We start from the raw sequence: 17,758 nt of genomic DNA, 5'->3' as shown, positions 1-17,758 counted from the left end.
CGGTAGATGAAAAATTTCCTAAGACTATATCAGCCACGCAATGGATACCTATATAATAGCGATAGTCTGCTGCTTGTGGATTTTGCTAGAGCATTTCTAGCACCTCACACGCTGCCCACCTCACACCCCCACTACAAACCACACAAATCAAAACCACTAAATATCATCGACATCGGTGCGGGCTGTGGGATTGTGGGGCTACTGTGTGCCAAGCACTTTGGCGTGCACTCCTATCTTATGGAGATAGACAAATCTATGGCTACCCTTGCCTACATAAATGCCACGACAAATGGCGAATGCCTCCTCAACACTAAATCCAAGCCTCCACAAACCAAACCCACCCAAACAAAGCCAGCCAAAATCCAACAAAGTGCCAAAATCACTGCAACCCCCCATATCCACCCTGATTTACAAAATCAAACTTTTTTGTCAAAAAATGCTAATAATGTCCCATTAGCTCGAGTGTATAATATTGATTTTTTAGATTCTGTCTTACCAAAGATACTGCCACAAATGCTTTCCCAGCACCAACAAACCCACCACACAAAAACCCAAACTACAAAAACCAAAATAGCGCAATCCACAAAGCCACAAAATACAAGCAACCCCAAAGCCGACTTCTGCATAAGCAATCCCCCTTTTTACCCAGATGGCGCACTGCGCTCAAGCAACCCAGCCCTACTCCAAGCCCGCTACGCCACCTCTATGCCACTAGAGCTTTGGATACCACAAGCAAAGCGAGTGCTAGCCCCACGCGGCGGGCTTATCTTTTGCTACCACCCTAGCGAGCTAGCACGGGTATTTACCACGCTAAAGCAAAGTGGCTTTACCCCAGAAGTTTTGCGACTTGTCTATCCACTGCGTGAGAGAGAAGCTAGCCTAGCACTTATCTATGCTCGCCTAAACTCTCGCTCCACGCTAAAAATCGCTCCACCACTATTCACACACAAAACCAACACACAAAGCCCTTGCCTGCAAAGCCCCACCACAAAGTGCAATAAAAAACACAACAAAAAGAAGTGCAAACCTAGCGCAATCCAAGATGACTTCACCCCTGAAGTCGCTAATATCTACGCCACCTACCGCACACACAGCATAAAAGTCGCGCTAGAAGACATAGACTGCTACAATTTTCATCAAATTTCATTAGAATAAGATTTTGTATGATAAAATCACACAAACCACAATGATGAAATTTGCAAAATATGGCAAATATCATAATAAGGCAAAAATGTGGCAAAACCAAAATATATGGACTTTTATGAGAAACACAACTAAGAAAATTGCAATAACTAAAATCCTGCTAGTCATTAGCATCGTAGCAATCCCTATGTGCCAAAACATCGCAGCAAAAAGCCAAGATAATAGCCGAAATACCTCTATGCGCTTTGTTGATTTTAATGCTTTGGATTCTGCTAGTTTGGGAAATATGGAGCGCAAAAACGATACTACCACCAACAAACAAAACAAATCAAAAACACCACAAACCCCACTTTTAACGATGAATAATTTTAACTTTGACTTAGAGGCGTGGTTGCCTAGATTGGTGCAGATTGTAAATAGCACAGATGGTTCATTTTTTTCAGTAGGAGTGTGTGGGACTTGTCTTTTACAGGCTTATGAAATGGCTGCGGAAATCCTGCATTACGGCAATACTCCGCCCACGCAAGATGGCTATTTTTTTAATCCCGCACCACGCACAAATCCATTTACAGATTTTCGCCAAAGACATTCGATTTTATACGCCACGCTAGTTGATATTGTGGAATATTATGTTATCCCTGCTAGCAATCCACAAGAGCGGTTTGCAAACTCCGCAAGAGTAGCTTATGCAAGTGCCATCTCTCTACTTCCGCAGTATAATTGGCGATTTTTGGGCTATGGGACAACGCAAGGTGAAATAAGGCAGATTTTGGGACAAATAATGCAAGGAAATGTGGGGAGCTTGTATATTACCTCAATGACTCATCGTAGCAGTGCGGGGGTAAATACTCATCATAGCGTCTTGCTTGTGCGCACAAGTGGTGGTGTGCGCGTGATACAAACAAATGTTACAGGTGCGCCAGATTATTACCTGCGACATATCGCTAGAGAAAATGCAACTATACAAAGTTTGCAAGAATCGCTTACCCAAGTAGGCGTGCCAAACTCACAGCTAATAATGGTGGGCGTTTCGCAAGTAAATGGAAGCTATACGATACCTTTTGCAAGTGCGCTATCTTTTAGCGATTGCACGGGTGAGGGCGATAGCAGACGCGGCAATGCTAGAATCCCAAGTGCAAGCACACTAAATCAATGCGCTAGTGGTAGGTGCAATCAATAAATTATAAAATCTAGAGTCATCTAAGTAGCCTAGCAAATCATAGGCAAATCTTGCTAAAAATCACTCTAAAATCACTCCCAGCAAAATTCACAAACAAAAATCTTTGTAAATTTTCGCGTAAAAATTTTTGAGATAGCGATTTGCTTGGAATAAATCCACATAAAATCAGCTAAATTTATCTCCACCTCAATCACCCCAAAAATCATTTTTAAAACACGGTTTTTAAAATTTTTGTGTTTTTTTTTAAAATATTTATGGATTTAAGCATTTTTTAATAAGGGGGGGGGGTAGAATTACAACTTACTCGTTTTATTAAAGGATTAAATATGGCTGGTAAATACTTAGACCTTGAAGTTAAGTATCTAAGGGAAGATTTAGACTTTGAAGTTAAGTATCTAAGGAAAGATATTGAAGATTTAAGGAAAGATATTGAATGGCTAAGGGAAGATTTAGAAAGAGAAACTGAATATTTATGGGGAAGTATAAGACAAATACAAGATTTAGTAGGTATTGAGCGTAAAGATAGTTTTACAATAGAGGAGCTTGTGTGGCGTGACATTCGTTGGGCGGAGGCGCTTTTAAAACGTTTTAAAGAAAGCGGTGAAGATCCGAGGGTGGCTGAAAAACTTGAAAAAGAAATTAAAAAATATAAAGAACAAAATAAACTTCATTAGATTTTTAAAGGTTAGCTTTTCTTTTTTTCCTGCTTTTTCACTCACTTATTCATTTTCTTTTTTATAAGCCCTAAGCGTGCGCTAGCGTGCTACTACAAAAACAAGCGAGGTGAGCAAGCCTGCGTCTCGTGTTTTTGTAAGCCACTCTATGCACTTTAGCGCAAAAAATGGTTAAGTCCATTTTTAAAATGGTTTGAGATAAGCACGCCGTATAAAACGCACTTTCGCACTTAGGCGCAAGAGATTTCGCGCAAATTCCGTTCGCGAAAAATGATAGCTAGCACCTGCACCAGCAGCAGGTGCAATCAATAGCGAAACAAAATGGCAACGCGCTTAAGATTCGCTTAAAAATTACAAAAAGATTTTATTCCCTCGCTTCACCTAACGCTTCCCTTGTCGCTTGCAAATACGCATAGCCATAGCGCGTATCAGGCTCTAAGTGCGCTCCCTCGCCCCATTCATTCCACGCATTGATAAAGATAAACCGCCTATCTTGCTTATGATTTGCCCTTGTCCAAGTGATGAGATTTTTTAGCCACGCTTTATACGAGCTAGGAGAGCATAGATAAATATCCGCGCCAGATTTTGCCTTTCTAGCGGTATTATCCCAGCTAGGAAACGCGCCTTTAAATACGCTTGAATCGCTATCTTTGACATACTCACCCTTTTTCACATACTCATTTATGTCAAATACGCGCCCATTAGCATTTTGATTTGCATATTTTGGATAGATTCTAAAATCAAATTTATTTGACATATTAAGCGGTGGGAATTCTACCTTTGCATCTGCACCAAATTCTAATTGCTCCTCAAAGTCAAATGACTTCACCCCAAGTATAAACACCCCAGCTAAGCCCTCTTTTTTCGCTAAATTTTTTAGCATCTTTATAAAGCGCAAAATCCTTTCTTTTTCAAATAATTTCATATTATATATCAGCAAAATAGGCTTATTATCCACCTTTATGTATCGCTCATCTTTAAAAAATGGCAAAATATCATAGAAAAATTTTTCATCATCATTTTCTTGCAATTTTTGCTCGACTATGACTTCTTTGTCGCCTCCGTCCCATAGCCTAGACCAATTTTCATTTGCCCAGCATAAACAAAACGGCAAATCCAAATCTTTATTGTTGAGGTAGTTGAAAATAGGCTTTTCTAGCAATCTTTTGCCCGAAAACCAATAATAGTGAAAGCAAAATCCATAGATTTTATATGCCTTAGCAAGTTCTACTTGCCTATACATCACGCTATCACTACTCAAATCATAAAATCCTATGTCGTAAGGCAAATGTGGCTGATAGTGTCCGCTAAAAAGTGGCATAGCTTTGGCTACATTGCTCCATTCTGTAAAGCCTTTGCCGAAATTTTTGTCATTTAGCTCTATGGCGTGAAATTGTGGGAGATAAAAGGCGATAATCTTTATATCGCTATCTTGATTCCCCCCCCCCCCCATTAACAAAATCTACAAAGCCACTCTTATCTTGATTGATATGATTTTCAAGGTAGTTTAAATAGTGTTTTCTAAATAGTTTTGATTGCACCACCCGAAGTGTGAGATAAATTTTAAATCCAAAAATTATGATAAATTTATTTTTTTGGAAGTTCCTATTGTCATTGCCTATGGAAAAAATCCACTTTGCTATGTTTTTCATCATCTGCCTTTGCTTGTTATTTTTCATTTATCCATCTCCTACTGATATTTCCCCAAATACCACTCAATCGTCTTCTCTATGCCGCTCTCAAAGCTATGCTTTGGCTTCCAGCCTAGTGTGCTTTGAAGTTTGCTTGAATCTATGGCATATCGCCTATCGTGTCCCGCCCTATCTTTGATGAAGCGAATCTGCTCTGCGTAAGATTTTTCTTTGGGCATTCGCTCATCTAAGTAGGCGCAGATTTTCTTTGCAATATCAATATTTTCTTTTTCCTCGTTACCACCGATATTAAAGCACTCAAAAAAGACTTTGTTTTCATTGAAAACTTGCGGATTTTGCGGGTGCGCATCTTCATTTAGAAATTCCCCCCCCCCTATCGAATCGCCACTTGCAATCTTGCCTCTCGCATACTCAAACACCGCGCAAATCGCATCGCAATGGTCTTTTACAAAGAGCCAATCACGCACATTTTTGCCATCGCCATAGATTCCTATTTCCTTCCCAGCCAAAGCATTGCGGATAATAGTGGGGATTAGCTTCTCATCGTGCTGGTTGGGACCATAGTTATTTGAGCAGTTTGTGATAACCGCGTGTAGCCCATAAGTATGCGCGTAGCTTCGCACAATCATATCGCTAGACGCCTTTGAAGCAGAGTAGGGCGAGTTTGGCGCATAAGGCGTGGATTCGCTAAATTTGCCTACCGCACCCAAAGTGCCATAGACTTCATCTGTGGATATATGATGAAAAAGTGCGCCCTCAAAGCCTTTTTTGTAGCAAAATGGCGAATCTAGCCAATGTTTATACGCACAATTTAGTAGATTCCAAGTGCCATAGACATTGGTTTTGATAAAGATTTCGGGGCTAGATATGGAGTTATCCACATGCGATTCGGCGGCAAAGTGAATGACACAATCAATATTATACTTTGCAAAAATCTCAGCCACCAGCGCAGAGTCGCAAATATCGCCTTGTATAAAATGATAGTTTTTATACTTTTCTATGCCTTTTAGATTCGCCAAATTCCCCGCATAAGTCAGCAAGTCTAGATTCACGACAAAACAATCCTCATTTTGCCCTAAAAAATGCTCTACAAAATTGCTACCAATAAATCCCGCTCCACCCGTAATGAGAATGCTTTTTTTCATTTTTACGCGCTCCTTTTATGCCAAAATTTTTATGCGTTTATTTTATCAAAATCTATTAAATTTTTTAGATTCGCCTTTGCTAGGCTGTCCCTCCAATGCGGAATTTCTATGCCAAAATACGCTTTGATTTTATCTGTATCAAGCACGGAGTAAAATGGGCGCATAGCAGCGGTTTTATATTCGCTACTTTTTATCGCGCGGACTTTGCAAGAGATAGTGGGATAAGTGTGCTCCAAAAGTCGCACGATTTCATAAGCAAAGTCATACCAACTCGCCACACCCACATTGGCATAGTGAAAAATTTCCACTCCTTTTATATCGCTAAGTTTTGACAAAATCGTGCAAATCGTCCGCGCCAAATCCCTTGCGTTTGTGGGTGAGCCGATTTGGTCGCTCACCACAGAAATTTCGTTGCGCTCTTTTGTCAAACGCGCTATGGTTTTGACGAAATTCGCGCCAAATTCACTCCAAAGCCAACTCGTGCGGATAATGCAAGAATGTGCCAAATTTTGGCTTAAAATCGCCTTCTCACCCGCGAGTTTGCTTTGCCCATACACGCCAAGTGGCGCAGTGGGCGTATTTTCTAGCATAGGCTGATATGCCCTGCCATCAAAAACATAATCCGTAGAGATATGCACTAGCTTTACGCCAAATTTTTCACAAGCTTTGGCAAGGTTGAGCGCACCTTTTTCATTTATCTCAAAGGCTTTGTCCTCCTCGCTTTGCGCCTTATCCACAGCCGTATAAGCAGCGCAATTTATAAGTGCGTCATAGCCTTGCAACGCTTTTTGCACCGCCTCAAAATCACAAATATCCACCGCATTTTTATCCACAAAGCTAAACTCTAAATCCTTAAATTCGCCACTAATAAAGCGAATCTCACTACCTAACTGCCCACCCGCACCTGTTACTAAAACTTTCAATTTTACCTCTTTTTAATTGTTCGCAAAACCTAAAATAGCTCTTTTATTTCGCTTAATTTTGGCGCAATCAAATCTTTTTGGCTCAAAATGAGTTTATCTAAATCATAAAAATCACCCCAATTTATGCCAATTTGCGCGTCATTCCACAAAATCCCTCTATCGCATTCTTTATTGTAATAGCTATCGACTTTATAGCTAAAAATGGTGTCATTTTCAAGCACCAAAAAACCGTGCGCAAATCCCTTAGGTAAAAGCATTTGGCGTTTGTTTTCCCCGCTTAGTTCTACTGCTACAAATTTCCCAAAAGTCGCTGAATTTTTGCGAATATCTACCGCCACATCAAGCACACGTCCACGCACCACGCGCACGAGCTTTGTTTGCGCGTGAGGCGGTAGCTGAAAGTGTAGCCCTCGCAAAACCCCAGCATTTGAGAGGCTCTCATTATCTTGCACGAAATCAAACTTTTGCCGACAAAAATCCTCCAACAAATCAAGCCGAAAAGTTTCGCAAAAATACCCGCGCTCATCGGCGAAAATTTGTGGTTCGCAGATGATAACACCCTCTAATTCTGTCTTTATAAATTTCACGATTCAATCCTTTTATCTTGTCAAATTTGAATTTGCTTCATTTGTAGCCAAATTCAACAAGTATTTTCCATAGTCATTTTTATTCATTTTTTCGCCTAACTCTCGCAGTTTCTTTTCATCTATCCACCCGTGTAAAAAGGCAATTTCCTCCAAACACGCGATTTTGAGATTTTGCCTTTTTTGCAGTGTTTGGATAAAGCTACTTGCCTCAAGTAGCGAATCGTGCGTGCCTGTGTCAAGCCACGCAAATCCCCGCCCCATAAGCTCGCATTTGAGCTTTTTTTGCTCCAAATACATTTGATTAAGCGTGGTGATTTCTAGCTCGCCACGCGCACTTGGGCGGATTTGCTTAGCTAGGGCACTCACACCGCTTGGATAAAAATAAAGCCCCGTAACCGCATAATCACTCTTTGGCACGCTTGGCTTTTCCTCCAAGCCGATGACTTCGCATTTATCGTTAAACTCGGCTATGCCATACCTCTGTGGGTCGCGCACCTTGTAGCCAAAAATCGTAGCAAAGCCTTGCTCCGCGCTTTTCACGCCATTTTCAAGTAGCGGTGTAAGCCCACTACCATAAAAGATATTATCCCCCAGCACGAGGCAAGATGGCGAATCACCCAAAAACTCCTCGCCCAAAATAAAAGCCTGTGCTAGTCCATCAGGGCTTGGCTGCGTAACATAGCTAAACTCCACGCCAAAATCTGCCCCACTCCCCAAAAGTGCCTTAAAATTCGCACTATCTTGTGGCGTAGTGATGATGAGAATCTCACGGATACCTGCCAGCATAAGCACGGAAAGCGGATAGTAAATCATCGGCTTGTCATAAAGGGGCAAAAGCTGCTTGCTGATACCCTTTGTGATGGGGTAAAGCCTTGTCCCAGAGCCACCTGCCAAGATTATGCCTTTCATTTGTGTCCTTTTTAAAATCGCTTAAAATAAGTCTGCGTTCTTATTTTTAATATAGAAATTTTATGAAAAAGAAAATATTGTTTTTCATTATAAGTTTTTACAATTTTTAAAAATGGCACTCCCAAAAAACGAATGCGTGTGATTTCGCTAGATAAATGCGAGGCTATATTAAAAAGTTCAGGGTGGCTTTTTTGATTTTCACTAACTATAATGCCAGATATTCTATCCATTAGAATTGAATTTTGCGCACTTGTATTTTCATAGTCCCTATATTGAATCATCACTTCATCTAAATTAGCAAATTCAGTTTTGTCAATCAAATCGCACCATAGCTTATAGTCCTCACACGGACTATAAAGTGCATTATAACGAATATTGCCCAAAACACTTTTGCGAATCATAGATGCAGGGTGAATCAAGCACATTTGCACCATTAAACAGATTTTAATGTCTAATCTTGTCCTAAATGGAGACCACTCTTTAGAATTTTTGAGTTTATAGGCATTGCCACTCACAACGCCCACCTCCTCATTTGCCTCTAAAAACGCTACTTCTTTTTCAAATCGTTCTTTCACGCTTATATCATCGTGGTCGATGACGGCTAAAAACTCGCCTTGTGCCAAGTCAATGAGTTTATTGCGAGATGGGCTAATGCCTAAATTTCGTGGATTTTTAAAATACTTTATGCGCTTATCTTGCTTAGCACACTCTAAAATAAAATTTTCAAGTTCTAAATTTTGTGGCGAATCATTAAGAATTAAAAATTCAAAATCTGCGAAAGTTTGGTTTAAAACGCTTTCTATCGTCTCTTTAAGATAAGCTAAATTTGTGTTATACACGGGCATTAGTGCTGAAACTTTTGGCATTTTGGCAACCTTAAATAAAATTCTTGTATTGTAACCAAAAAATATTTATGTATATGCTGCTATTAACTCTTAAATGCCTTAAATTCATATCAACATTAAAAATCCTCAATATTATTTAGGATTTTCACACCAAAATATCTATCGTTTTTAGCACAAAATTAAACATAATCTACAAAGTCCATAAAGTATTTCACGCCCAATCGCTCTTTTATGCAATCCCCCATAGCAAAAATAAGGCTTTGTGTGCGCAGCATATTTTGGAAGTTTTTATTCTTTGTTTTTGTAGAATCTATGATATTTAGGGCTTTTTGGAGGTATTGCTCTTTGCTAAAAGCTCTTGTTTGGCTAAAACCCAAAACAAGGGATTTATAGCTTGTAAAATCTTTGGCGTAAGAGCCTACCCACCCCCTAACCCCCTCCGCAATGGAGGGGGAATATGTGTTGCTTCCGTCCCCTTTATTTCCATTAGTAGTTTCGCTCTCTTTGTTTTGACCATTGCAAGTAGTTTCGTCATATTGAGTGTTAGCGAAATATCCCTTGTTCTTGGATTCCAAAGAATCCGTGTCGTGTTTGCTTTCTAAAGAATCTTCGCTTTCCAAAGAGGCTTCACTAGGCTTGCTTTTTTGAGATACTTCGGCTAAAGCCTCAGTATGACAAGAGATTGTGTTTTTTTGCAAATTCTGCCCACCATTCCCCACCACAATCGAAGTATTTGCGGTATTGCTTTGGGAAATCTCATTGCCCTGCGAGCGTAGATAGAACATTTCGCGTTCATCGAGCGAAGCGGGACAGTGAGATTTCTCAAATGAATCACCCGAAGGCAAATTGCAACCACTCAAATGGATACCCGCAGGCAAATTGCCCCCGCTCCCCAAAGATAAATTGCCCCAACCACCAAAAGACAAATCACTCAAAACCTCCCTCACCACCCACTCCACACCATCTACCTGCCCCCCCACCTCGCTCAAAAACTCCTCCTCATCGCACGCATAATACCTTAGCGCAAGCCCCTTACCTTTGGCGATATACTCGATTCTGCTCTCCCCCTGCTCCATAGGAAAACTATCTAGCCACACATCAATGATATGCCCATACACCGCACTATCTATCTGCCCCGTGAAGCAAAACCGCGACAAGACACTAGGATTTATTTGTGAGATTTTGGACTTGATGACTTCCTCATTTCCTGCACCACACGCGACAAACACACACTCTTCTCGCCTCTGTAATATCTCACAAATCACTTCCAAATAATCCATAGAATCGATTTTGGCAAGCCTCCCCATAACGCCCAAAATCACTCTATCTCGCAGCCATTCATCAGCAAAATTACTAAAATCTTTTGCTTCAAGGTTTTTGTTTTGTGCTAGCAAATACGCGATATTTTCTCTAGCCTCCTTGATTTCTTGCTCTGACACAGGGGGATTATAAAATGCGGTATCCATTTTTACGGGGATTCCGCCAAATACCACGCCCTCGTGAGTGATTTCTCTTAAATCATTGCAAATGTGCGTAAGCCTAGCATCGATTCCCTCAATGTCATAGACATAGTTGCCGTGCGTCCAAAACACCTGCGTAGGCGCGACACGCACGCTAAGCAAAAAATCACTAATCCCATAGCCATTATTTGGGCTAATCAAAATCTCCACCTCATCGTTTTGGATTATCTCACGCAAAGCAAGGGCTTTTTGCAAATGTGAGTTATAAAAATTTGCTTTGTTAAAAGCTAGCCCAATGTCGATTATCTCCACACCAAGACTAGCAAAAAGCTGCATTATTCGCGGGTCATTTTCGCTTTTTTCTATGAGGCTCATACAATAGATTTTTATGCTATATTTTTGGCTAAAAGACGAGGAATTTATAAGATTTTTGATAAGGCTGTATTCGACTTTGAATGGCGAATTTTCCACAAATCTATCACGCAAAAAACCGATAATTTTTTTTGCTTGTTGGGTTGGCTGTGGGGATTTGGATTCTTGTGAGTTTTGAGGAGTTTGGGGAGATTTCATAGATTGTAGATTTTGGTGCTTAGAATCTTTGGCTGTATTTCGTTTTTCTATTTTGCTACTTTTTGTCAAAAATTTTGCCCCAAACTCCCTATAAAGCGCACTAGATTTTTCTAAAACTTCGATATTGAACTCTCTCCACTGCTCTTGAGAGATAAAGCTATTACCACAAAAATGGTATAAAAAAAGCTGCAAATACAGCACCTCATCTATGGCTTGGTAAAGCGGTTGCAAATTTTGCAGATTTTGAGAATTTGTAGGGTTTTGTGTGGTTTTTGGATTTTGGTGTAGATTTACTTCGTGTGGATTTTGTGCCACAGCACTTGTCATAGATTCTGTCATAGCCTCCACCATAGCTTCTGCCATAATCTTTTGGGCTTGTGAAATCCGCCCATAAAACACCTTTTTCCACAGCGGATATAGCCTAAGCCATTCCCTTGAATTAAACCAATGCTCCACATTCCAAAAAATATGTAGCTGCCAATTGCACACATTGCGTCGCTCTAGCGCACTATGCGCACGCCCAAACGCTAGCTTCATAGCTTCACAAAGTAGCGTAAAATCAAGCCTAAAAAGCGAATAAGCCTCATAAATAAATGGCTGGATTTTCTGCGCTTTGGCACACTGCATATCTCCGAGCGATATAAACGCACTAAAAAACACCAATCCATTCCTAAGTGATACTTGGGTAGCCACATCATCTATTTTTGAAGTTTTTGAGTGGTTTTTGTGATTTATACACCTATATTGCGCACTAGGATAAGCCAAAACTCTACTAATACTCCCAAGCTCAACAAGCATAAACCACTCTTCTTGGCTGATATTTGTAGCACTCAAAGTGTTTGTGGTATTTATAGCATCTGACTTTGTGGCTAGCATTTCATCTGCAATCTCTATGAAATGCAAAAATCGCTCATCATCAGGGAAATACTCATAAATATGTTTCACAAAATCTTTCTCAAAGCCACTATCAAAATCTGCCACAGAAAAACGAGACATAAGAAAATCTGGTGTGATAAACGCTAAATACAAAAATGTGTAATCAAGTATATCCCCGCGCTCATAAATCGCATAGATTCTCTCTCTAAACGCGCAAAAAATCTCACCAAAAAGAGCAAATATCCTCTCAAAATCTTTGTGCGATGATTTTTTGGAGTTCGCTTTAGTGGTGTTAGAAGTGTTTTTCAAGTTTTTAGAGGTGCTATCTTTGCCAATCACGCTTATAAGCGCGAGTAAAATCGCTTTTAGCTCGTTTGTATCCACGCGCTTATCAGGGCTTACACGCTCTAGCACGCTAGATAAAAATGCCTCATCTATAAGTGTTTTAGGTATTTGATGAGAATCTATCATTACCACCCTTTGTGGCTACCTTTATCAAGCCAACGCACAAGCATAAAGGCTTAAAATCTAGCAAACCTGCCTTGAGGACAAAAGCAACGCAAAATCATACAAAAACTAAAAAGGGCTTTTTTCCTCTGCTATCTGTTGCTCAACTTGCGTATCTACTAGCCAAACATAGCCTAATGATGAACTTTGCGCATAGGGCTTTATCTCCGCGCTGATATAGCCAAAATCCTTATTCACGCTAGCGACTTCCCCCACCAAAATCCCCTCGACAAAAATCCCATCTAGCCCGCTTGTGCGCACTTGGTCGCCGACATTTACATCGTGCCACAGCGGGATAAAATCCGCCGTGATACGATTGGCACTAATCGCGGAATTATGCACGACAGCGGGGATTTTGCCATCACCTATATGCACGCTATACGCACTTTTTTTATCGCCATTAAAAAACCCCATAACCTTTTGCCCATCGATAAGCGCAATCCCAAGCACCTTGCTATCACGCACAACACCAAAGATTCTATCCTTTGGGTAGCCTTTTGCGTCAAAGTTTATCCACACACGATTGTAGTCGCCCATACCCACATACGAATACACCCTAGCAGGCAAAAATCTCGCATCATTGTAAAAAGCCTGCTGCGTGTCAAACACAGAGAGTCCATCAAGCTCTGATTGGGTATGCAAAAGCTGAAGTTTTAGTTTTTCATAATCTTTTAGTTTTTGTTTGTATTCCTCGATACTTGCGGCTTGATTTAGGTATTTTTGGTAAGAAAGTGATATGCTATCCTTGGTATCAAGCACAAAAGTTTTTATCCCATCGCTTATCGCCATAATGCCGTTTTGCAAAAATCTACTAGAATCTATGGCGATAAAAAGCACTGCTATGATGATGACAAGAACGCTTAGGGATTGATACCTCATTGCTATCTCTTAATTGTTTTGCAGGTTTTGATTTTGGGAAGTTTTGATTTTCTAGCTTATTGATAGTTTGCAGTATTATACACAGCATCTATCTCTTCTAGTGCTTTGCCTGTGCCTTTTGCCACTGCTAGAAGTGGCTCATCACCGATAAACACAGGGAGCTTAATCGTGTCGCTTAGATACCTATCTAGACCGCGGATAAGTGCGCCACCACCTGTGAGTGTCAAGCCATTTTCTACCAAATCCCCCGCCAAATCCGCAGGGACGGATTCTATCACGCTTTTTACTGCGGAGCTGATTTCTCGTAGCTGGTCTTTCATCGCTTCTCGTATATCTTCACTTGTGAGCGTTATAGTATCTAGCAGTCCGCTTACTTGGTCGCGCCCTTTGACTTCCATAGATAGCATATTATCTAGCGGGGCTGCTGCGCCGATTTCGATTTTTATCTCCTCGCCTAGTCTCTCGCCTATAAGCAGATTATGATGTTTGCGGACATAATTTACAATAGCCAAATCGATTTTATCCCCCGCTATACGCACAGACTTGGATATGACAAGCCCACCTAGAGAGATGACGCCGATTTCAGTCGTCCCCCCACCAATATCCACTATCAAACTTCCTTGAGGCTCTTTGATAGGTAGTCCCGCGCCAATCGCTGCTGCCATAGGCTCTTCGATGAGAAACACCTCTCTAGCACCCGCACTCATTGCTGATTCTTTCACAGCTTTGCGCTCCACGCCTGTAAGTCCATAAGGCACGCACACCATTATGCGTGGGCGCACCAATGCCTTGCGATTATGCGCTTTTTGGATAAAGTGGCGAATCATTTTTTCAGTTACATCAAAATCCGCGATAACTCCGTCTTTCATCGGACGGATTACTTCGATTCCATTGGGGGTTTTCCCCACCATTTCTTTTGCCTCATATCCCACAGCGACTATCTCGCCGTCTCTATCAAACCTATCCACGCGCACCGCCACAATGCTTGGCTCATTAACAACGATTCCTTGTCCTTTGACTAGCACAAGTGTGTTTGCCGTGCCTAAATCTATCGCAACATCGTGCGAAAACATTCCTACAATCTTGTTGAACAACACTTCTACGCTCCTTTGACTTTATTAGAGATTTTTTTGTGTTTTATGAGCAATGGCTTAGATTTTTGCTCGACACAATCTTTTGTGATTACCACTTCGTGTTCTCTCATTGAGGGTAAGTCAAACATAATGTCTGTCATAAACTCCTCAATAATCGCTCTAAGCCCGCGAGCACCTGTCTTGCGAGCTATGGCAAGCTCGGCTATGGATTCTATCGCTTCTTTTTCAAAACTTAGCTTGACATTATCATCGACTTCAAAAAGTTTTTGATACTGCTTGATGAGGGCGTTTTTGGGCTTGGTAAGAATATCTATCATCGCTTCTTTTGTGATAGGCTGCAAAGTCGCAGTAATATGAAGTCGTCCGATAAGCTCGGGGATAAGCCCATAGCTTACCAAATCATCTGGCTCGACAAGATTTAGCACATCTTTTTGTTGGGACTTTGTTTTTTGCACTTGCCCAAACCCAAGCACATTATCGCCCATCCTGCGCTGGATAATCTCACTCAAACCATCAAAAGCCCCACCGCAAATAAATAAAATATTTGTTGTATCGATTTGGACAAATCGCTCATTTGGGTGCTTCCTGCCACCTTTTTCGGAGATATTTACCACGCTTCCTTCTATGATTTTTAGCAATGCTTGCTGCACGCCCTCGCCACTTACATCACGCGTTATGGAGCGATTCTCACTAAGTCGCGAGATTTTGTCAATCTCATCGATAAAAACTATACCTCTTTGTGTTTTTTCTATGTCGCCATCAGCGGCTTGATAAAGCCTTGTTAGGATATTTTCTACATCTTCGCCCACATAGCCCGCCTCTGTCAAGCTAGTCGCATCGCTAATGGCGATAGGCACATCTAAAAACCTAGCCAAAGTCTGTGCCATAAGCGTCTTACCACTACCTGTGGGACCGATAAGCAAGATATTGGATTTTGCTATTTCGACATCATCGCTACTGCTACCTTTATCGCTAGAATCAAAAGAGCTAGCTTGATTTTGCTCGCTATCTTGTTTTGCTTGAGCAAGATTGTTTGCGATACGCTTATAGTGATTATAAATCGCTACGCAAAAAACCTTTTTTGCTTCTTCTTGCCCTATGACATACTCATCAAGTTTTGCCTTTAGCTCCTTGGGGCTTGGCACGCGCGAGCTTGGCAAATCAAGATTTAGCGATTGTTTTTGCGTGCTAAGGGTGGATTTTTTTACCCCATAAATAGGGTCTAAAAACTCCTTATAAACCGAGCTGATACAAGGCAGGCAAATAAACGCAAATGAGCTATTTGGGTCGTTTGGATTGGGATATTTCGCTCGCAATCCCTGCCTATGTGGCGTAATAGAATTCCCACAAAAATTACAAATAGGTTGATTCATACTAAAATGCCTCACTTTTAAGTATTGTGCAGTTTGTGATTAAACCACTTGCCATAAGCGTATTTACCGCTTTAGCCACTATTTTTGCTTGTGTCTGTTTCATTTTTCTGCCTCGCTTTTGCGCAGGGGGATACCTCTTTGTGAGGCTAGGACAAACTCACAGATTTTTTTGATAGATTCTCTTTTGGGAGCGTAATCCTCGCTTTTTGACTCATATTTATCAAGCATATCTTGTGCAAAGCCACGCATAGAAGTCGCAGAAAAAAGCTCCTTATAAAAATGGCTAATCTCATCAATCTCTTTGCTGTCAAATAGCTTTCGCATTCTGTGTTTGTTCAGCCCGCGAATCACGGCGCGATTGCCCTCCGCCATACAAAATGGAGGGACGTCTTGACTTAGCGCACTTGCCCCCGCTATCATTGCTCCATCGCCGATTTTGACAAACTGATGCACAGGCGTCATTCCACCGATATTGACATAATCCCCAATCTCAATATGCCCACCTAGCGTGGCATTATTTGCCAAAATGCAGTGATTGCCCACCACACAATCGTGCGCAATGTGGACAAATGCCATAAACAAATTTTCATTGCCAATGATTGTCTTGCCAATCCCGCCCTCTGTGCCCGGATTAAACATACAATGCTCACGGATAATATTATTATCCCCAATGATTAGCTCGACTTTTTCGCCCGAGTATTTCAAATCCTGCGGAATCGTGCCAAGCACAGCATAAGGAAACACCACATTATTTTTACCCAAAGTGGTATCGCCCAAAATCGTTACGCCATTATACAGCTTGCACCCCTCGCCGATTCTAACCCCCTCGCCAATCACGCAAAAATCGCCAATGTCAACACCATCGGCTATCTGTGCGCCCTTTGCGATAATGGCAGTTCGTGCGATTTGTGCTTTCATAGTAGCTTACTCCTACCGTGCTAGTGCTTATGTCGCACTTGCGCCACTTGCAGCGTCATTATCAGCTACCATAGCTTTTAGTTGCGCTTCGCACACGAGCTTATCCTCTACAAACGCCTTGCCCTCAAGCGACCATACAGCACCTTTGTGCTTTAGGACACTAAGGCGATACTCTAGCTTGTCCCCGGGGACAACAGGAGAGCGGAATTTCACACCGTCAATCGTCATAAAATACACGATTTTGTTTTCCGCCGCACTCACATCATTGCCCCACATACTCACAAACGCCAGCACTCCTCCAGCCTGTGCCATTCCCTCAATAATCATCACTCCCGGATAAATAGGCTTGCTAGGAAAATGCCCCAAAAACACCTGCTCATTTGCAGTAATATTTTTATACCCCTCGATAAGACTATTTTTTTCAAGTCTAGTAATCCTATCGACAAGCAAAAGTGGGTATCTATGTGGCAAGATTCTCTTAATTGCGTTTATATCCATTATGCTCATTTTACACCTTGTTAGAAAATTCACAACAAAAGCCCAAAACCACGCAAAACTAGCACAACCTCTACAAAAAAGTCCTAAAAAGTATTGCTTCATCGCTTGTGAGAATCGCGCGTAAGTAGCAGGACTTTATGCAGATTTTTGCAAGAAATCTTTAGTTTTTTCACAGCACAAAAGCAAAAAACTTTGCTTGCTTTTATTTGCATTTGGCCGGCTTTGACACTTAGGCTAAAACGCAAAATTATACAAAACTTTTGATAATGTTTTGCACGAATTTTTAAGCGATTTAAAACATTTTTTACATTTTTTACATAAATTTTTATTATTTATTTGCAAAAATTGAAAATAAAGGCAAAAATTACGGATTTTCCTTGTATCAATTTGTTTTTTGTGCTTGATTAAATTTTGAAAGTTTTTATGACATTTTTTACATTTTCATCTTTGGTTTTTTGCTGTGTTTAGGGTTTGTATTTTGCGATTCTTTGCTCATTTTTTAGAGTTTTTTATATTTTTCGCACA

16 protein-coding genes are annotated in these 17,758 nt (G+C 40.9%); 3 read left to right on the top strand and 13 right to left on the bottom strand.

The genetic code is table 11. The annotated features are described in order from the left end of the window. Positions 1 to 6: 6 nt before the first annotated feature. The 3 genes from HMPREF2086_RS00345 to HMPREF2086_RS00335 all read left to right on the top strand — a co-directional run bounded on the left by HMPREF2086_RS00345 (position 7) and on the right by HMPREF2086_RS00335 (position 2,997). A complete protein-coding gene (locus HMPREF2086_RS00345; RefSeq protein ID WP_023926738.1) occupies positions 7 to 1,155 on the top strand; it encodes a tRNA1(Val) (adenine(37)-N6)-methyltransferase in 1,149 nt (382 codons plus the stop codon). A 106-nt stretch (positions 1,156 to 1,261) separates the two neighbouring features. Next, positions 1,262 to 2,323, top strand: a complete 1,062-nt coding sequence (locus HMPREF2086_RS00340; protein WP_023926737.1) for a DUF1561 family protein — start codon at positions 1,262 to 1,264, stop codon at positions 2,321 to 2,323. A 326-nt stretch (positions 2,324 to 2,649) separates the two neighbouring features. After that, the gene (locus HMPREF2086_RS00335) at positions 2,650 to 2,997 is read left to right on the top strand and encodes a hypothetical protein (RefSeq protein WP_023926736.1); all 348 of its coding nucleotides are present in this window, start codon (positions 2,650 to 2,652) and stop codon (positions 2,995 to 2,997) included. 364 nt (positions 2,998 to 3,361) lie between these two features. On the opposite strand, the gene HMPREF2086_RS00330 is transcribed toward HMPREF2086_RS00335, so the two are convergent. The 13 genes from HMPREF2086_RS00330 to fabZ form a co-directional block, all read right to left on the bottom strand. Next, a complete protein-coding gene (locus tag HMPREF2086_RS00330) occupies positions 3,362 to 4,450 on the bottom strand; it encodes a glycosyltransferase WbsX family protein (protein WP_023926735.1) in 1,089 nt (362 codons plus the stop codon). Further along, on the bottom strand, positions 4,425 to 4,676 hold the full coding sequence (locus HMPREF2086_RS00325; RefSeq protein ID WP_023926734.1) for a hypothetical protein: 252 nt from the start codon (positions 4,674 to 4,676) through the stop codon (positions 4,425 to 4,427). Before HMPREF2086_RS00325 ends, HMPREF2086_RS00330 begins: the two co-directional genes overlap by 26 nt. An 11-nt stretch (positions 4,677 to 4,687) precedes the next feature. Continuing rightward, positions 4,688 to 5,794 carry a dTDP-glucose 4,6-dehydratase gene (locus HMPREF2086_RS00320; RefSeq protein ID WP_023926733.1) on the bottom strand — a complete coding sequence of 369 codons (1,107 nt, stop codon included), beginning with the start codon at positions 5,792 to 5,794 and terminating at the stop codon, positions 4,688 to 4,690. 29 nt (positions 5,795 to 5,823) lie between these two features. Beyond that, on the bottom strand, positions 5,824 to 6,717 hold the full coding sequence (gene rfbD / locus HMPREF2086_RS00315; protein WP_023926732.1) for a dTDP-4-dehydrorhamnose reductase: 894 nt from the start codon (positions 6,715 to 6,717) through the stop codon (positions 5,824 to 5,826). A gap of 29 nt (positions 6,718 to 6,746) precedes the next feature. Beyond that, positions 6,747 to 7,304 (bottom strand): dTDP-4-dehydrorhamnose 3,5-epimerase, encoded by a 558-nt coding sequence (gene rfbC, locus HMPREF2086_RS00310; RefSeq protein WP_023926731.1) that lies wholly within the window; start codon positions 7,302 to 7,304, stop codon positions 6,747 to 6,749. Between the two features lie 12 nt (positions 7,305 to 7,316). After that, positions 7,317 to 8,213: a glucose-1-phosphate thymidylyltransferase RfbA gene (rfbA, locus tag HMPREF2086_RS00305; RefSeq protein ID WP_023926730.1), complete on the bottom strand. Its 897-nt coding sequence runs from the start codon at positions 8,211 to 8,213 to the stop codon at positions 7,317 to 7,319. Positions 8,214 to 8,224: 11 nt separating this feature from the next. Beyond that, positions 8,225 to 9,079, bottom strand: coding sequence for a glycosyltransferase family 2 protein (locus HMPREF2086_RS00300; protein ID WP_023926729.1), 855 nt, complete (start codon positions 9,077 to 9,079; stop codon positions 8,225 to 8,227). Positions 9,080 to 9,237: 158 nt separating this feature from the next. Continuing rightward, on the bottom strand, positions 9,238 to 12,435 hold the full coding sequence (locus tag HMPREF2086_RS00295; RefSeq protein WP_023926728.1) for a hypothetical protein: 3,198 nt from the start codon (positions 12,433 to 12,435) through the stop codon (positions 9,238 to 9,240). A gap of 105 nt (positions 12,436 to 12,540) precedes the next feature. Continuing rightward, entirely contained in the window at positions 12,541 to 13,350 is an 810-nt protein-coding gene (gene mreC / locus HMPREF2086_RS00290; RefSeq protein WP_023926727.1) for a rod shape-determining protein MreC, read from the bottom strand. Between the two features lie 56 nt (positions 13,351 to 13,406). After that, positions 13,407 to 14,423 carry a rod shape-determining protein gene (locus HMPREF2086_RS00285; protein WP_181882827.1) on the bottom strand — a complete coding sequence of 339 codons (1,017 nt, stop codon included), beginning with the start codon at positions 14,421 to 14,423 and terminating at the stop codon, positions 13,407 to 13,409. A gap of 26 nt (positions 14,424 to 14,449) precedes the next feature. Next, complete coding sequence (gene clpX, locus HMPREF2086_RS00280) at positions 14,450 to 15,817, bottom strand: ATP-dependent protease ATP-binding subunit ClpX (RefSeq protein WP_023926725.1); 1,368 nt, start codon at positions 15,815 to 15,817, stop codon at positions 14,450 to 14,452. A gap of 99 nt (positions 15,818 to 15,916) precedes the next feature. Next, positions 15,917 to 16,735, bottom strand: coding sequence for an acyl-ACP--UDP-N-acetylglucosamine O-acyltransferase (lpxA, locus tag HMPREF2086_RS00275; protein ID WP_023926723.1), 819 nt, complete (start codon positions 16,733 to 16,735; stop codon positions 15,917 to 15,919). Positions 16,736 to 16,762: 27 nt separating this feature from the next. Then, the gene (gene fabZ, locus HMPREF2086_RS00270; RefSeq protein ID WP_023926722.1) at positions 16,763 to 17,242 is read right to left on the bottom strand and encodes a 3-hydroxyacyl-ACP dehydratase FabZ; all 480 of its coding nucleotides are present in this window, start codon (positions 17,240 to 17,242) and stop codon (positions 16,763 to 16,765) included. Positions 17,243 to 17,758 lie beyond the last annotated feature (516 nt).

The organism is Helicobacter macacae MIT 99-5501, from assembly GCF_000507845.1.
GTDB lineage: Bacteria > Campylobacterota > Campylobacteria > Campylobacterales > Helicobacteraceae > Helicobacter_B > Helicobacter_B macacae.
Note: the sequence above shows the minus strand (reverse complement) of the source record. Positions and strands in the feature narration are given on the sequence as shown.

Coding starts and splice junctions, on each gene's coding strand:
- HMPREF2086_RS00345 (WP_023926738.1), top strand. CDS start 7: ATGAAAAATTTCCTAAGACTATATCAGCCACGCAATGGATACCTATAT.
- HMPREF2086_RS00340 (WP_023926737.1), top strand. CDS start 1,262: ATGAGAAACACAACTAAGAAAATTGCAATAACTAAAATCCTGCTAGTC.
- HMPREF2086_RS00335 (WP_023926736.1), top strand. CDS start 2,650: ATGGCTGGTAAATACTTAGACCTTGAAGTTAAGTATCTAAGGGAAGAT.
- HMPREF2086_RS00330 (WP_023926735.1), bottom strand. CDS start 4,450: ATGGGGGGGGGGGGGAATCAAGATAGCGATATAAAGATTATCGCCTTT.
- HMPREF2086_RS00325 (WP_023926734.1), bottom strand. CDS start 4,676: ATGAAAAATAACAAGCAAAGGCAGATGATGAAAAACATAGCAAAGTGG.
- HMPREF2086_RS00320 (WP_023926733.1), bottom strand. CDS start 5,794: ATGAAAAAAAGCATTCTCATTACGGGTGGAGCGGGATTTATTGGTAGC.
- rfbA (WP_023926730.1), bottom strand. CDS start 8,213: ATGAAAGGCATAATCTTGGCAGGTGGCTCTGGGACAAGGCTTTACCCC.
- HMPREF2086_RS00300 (WP_023926729.1), bottom strand. CDS start 9,079: ATGCCAAAAGTTTCAGCACTAATGCCCGTGTATAACACAAATTTAGCT.
- HMPREF2086_RS00295 (WP_023926728.1), bottom strand. CDS start 12,435: ATGATAGATTCTCATCAAATACCTAAAACACTTATAGATGAGGCATTT.
- mreC (WP_023926727.1), bottom strand. CDS start 13,350: ATGAGGTATCAATCCCTAAGCGTTCTTGTCATCATCATAGCAGTGCTT.
- HMPREF2086_RS00285 (WP_181882827.1), bottom strand. CDS start 14,423: ATGTTTTCGCACGATGTTGCGATAGATTTAGGCACGGCAAACACACTT.
- clpX (WP_023926725.1), bottom strand. CDS start 15,817: ATGAATCAACCTATTTGTAATTTTTGTGGGAATTCTATTACGCCACAT.
- lpxA (WP_023926723.1), bottom strand. CDS start 16,735: ATGAAAGCACAAATCGCACGAACTGCCATTATCGCAAAGGGCGCACAG.
- fabZ (WP_023926722.1), bottom strand. CDS start 17,242: ATGAGCATAATGGATATAAACGCAATTAAGAGAATCTTGCCACATAGA.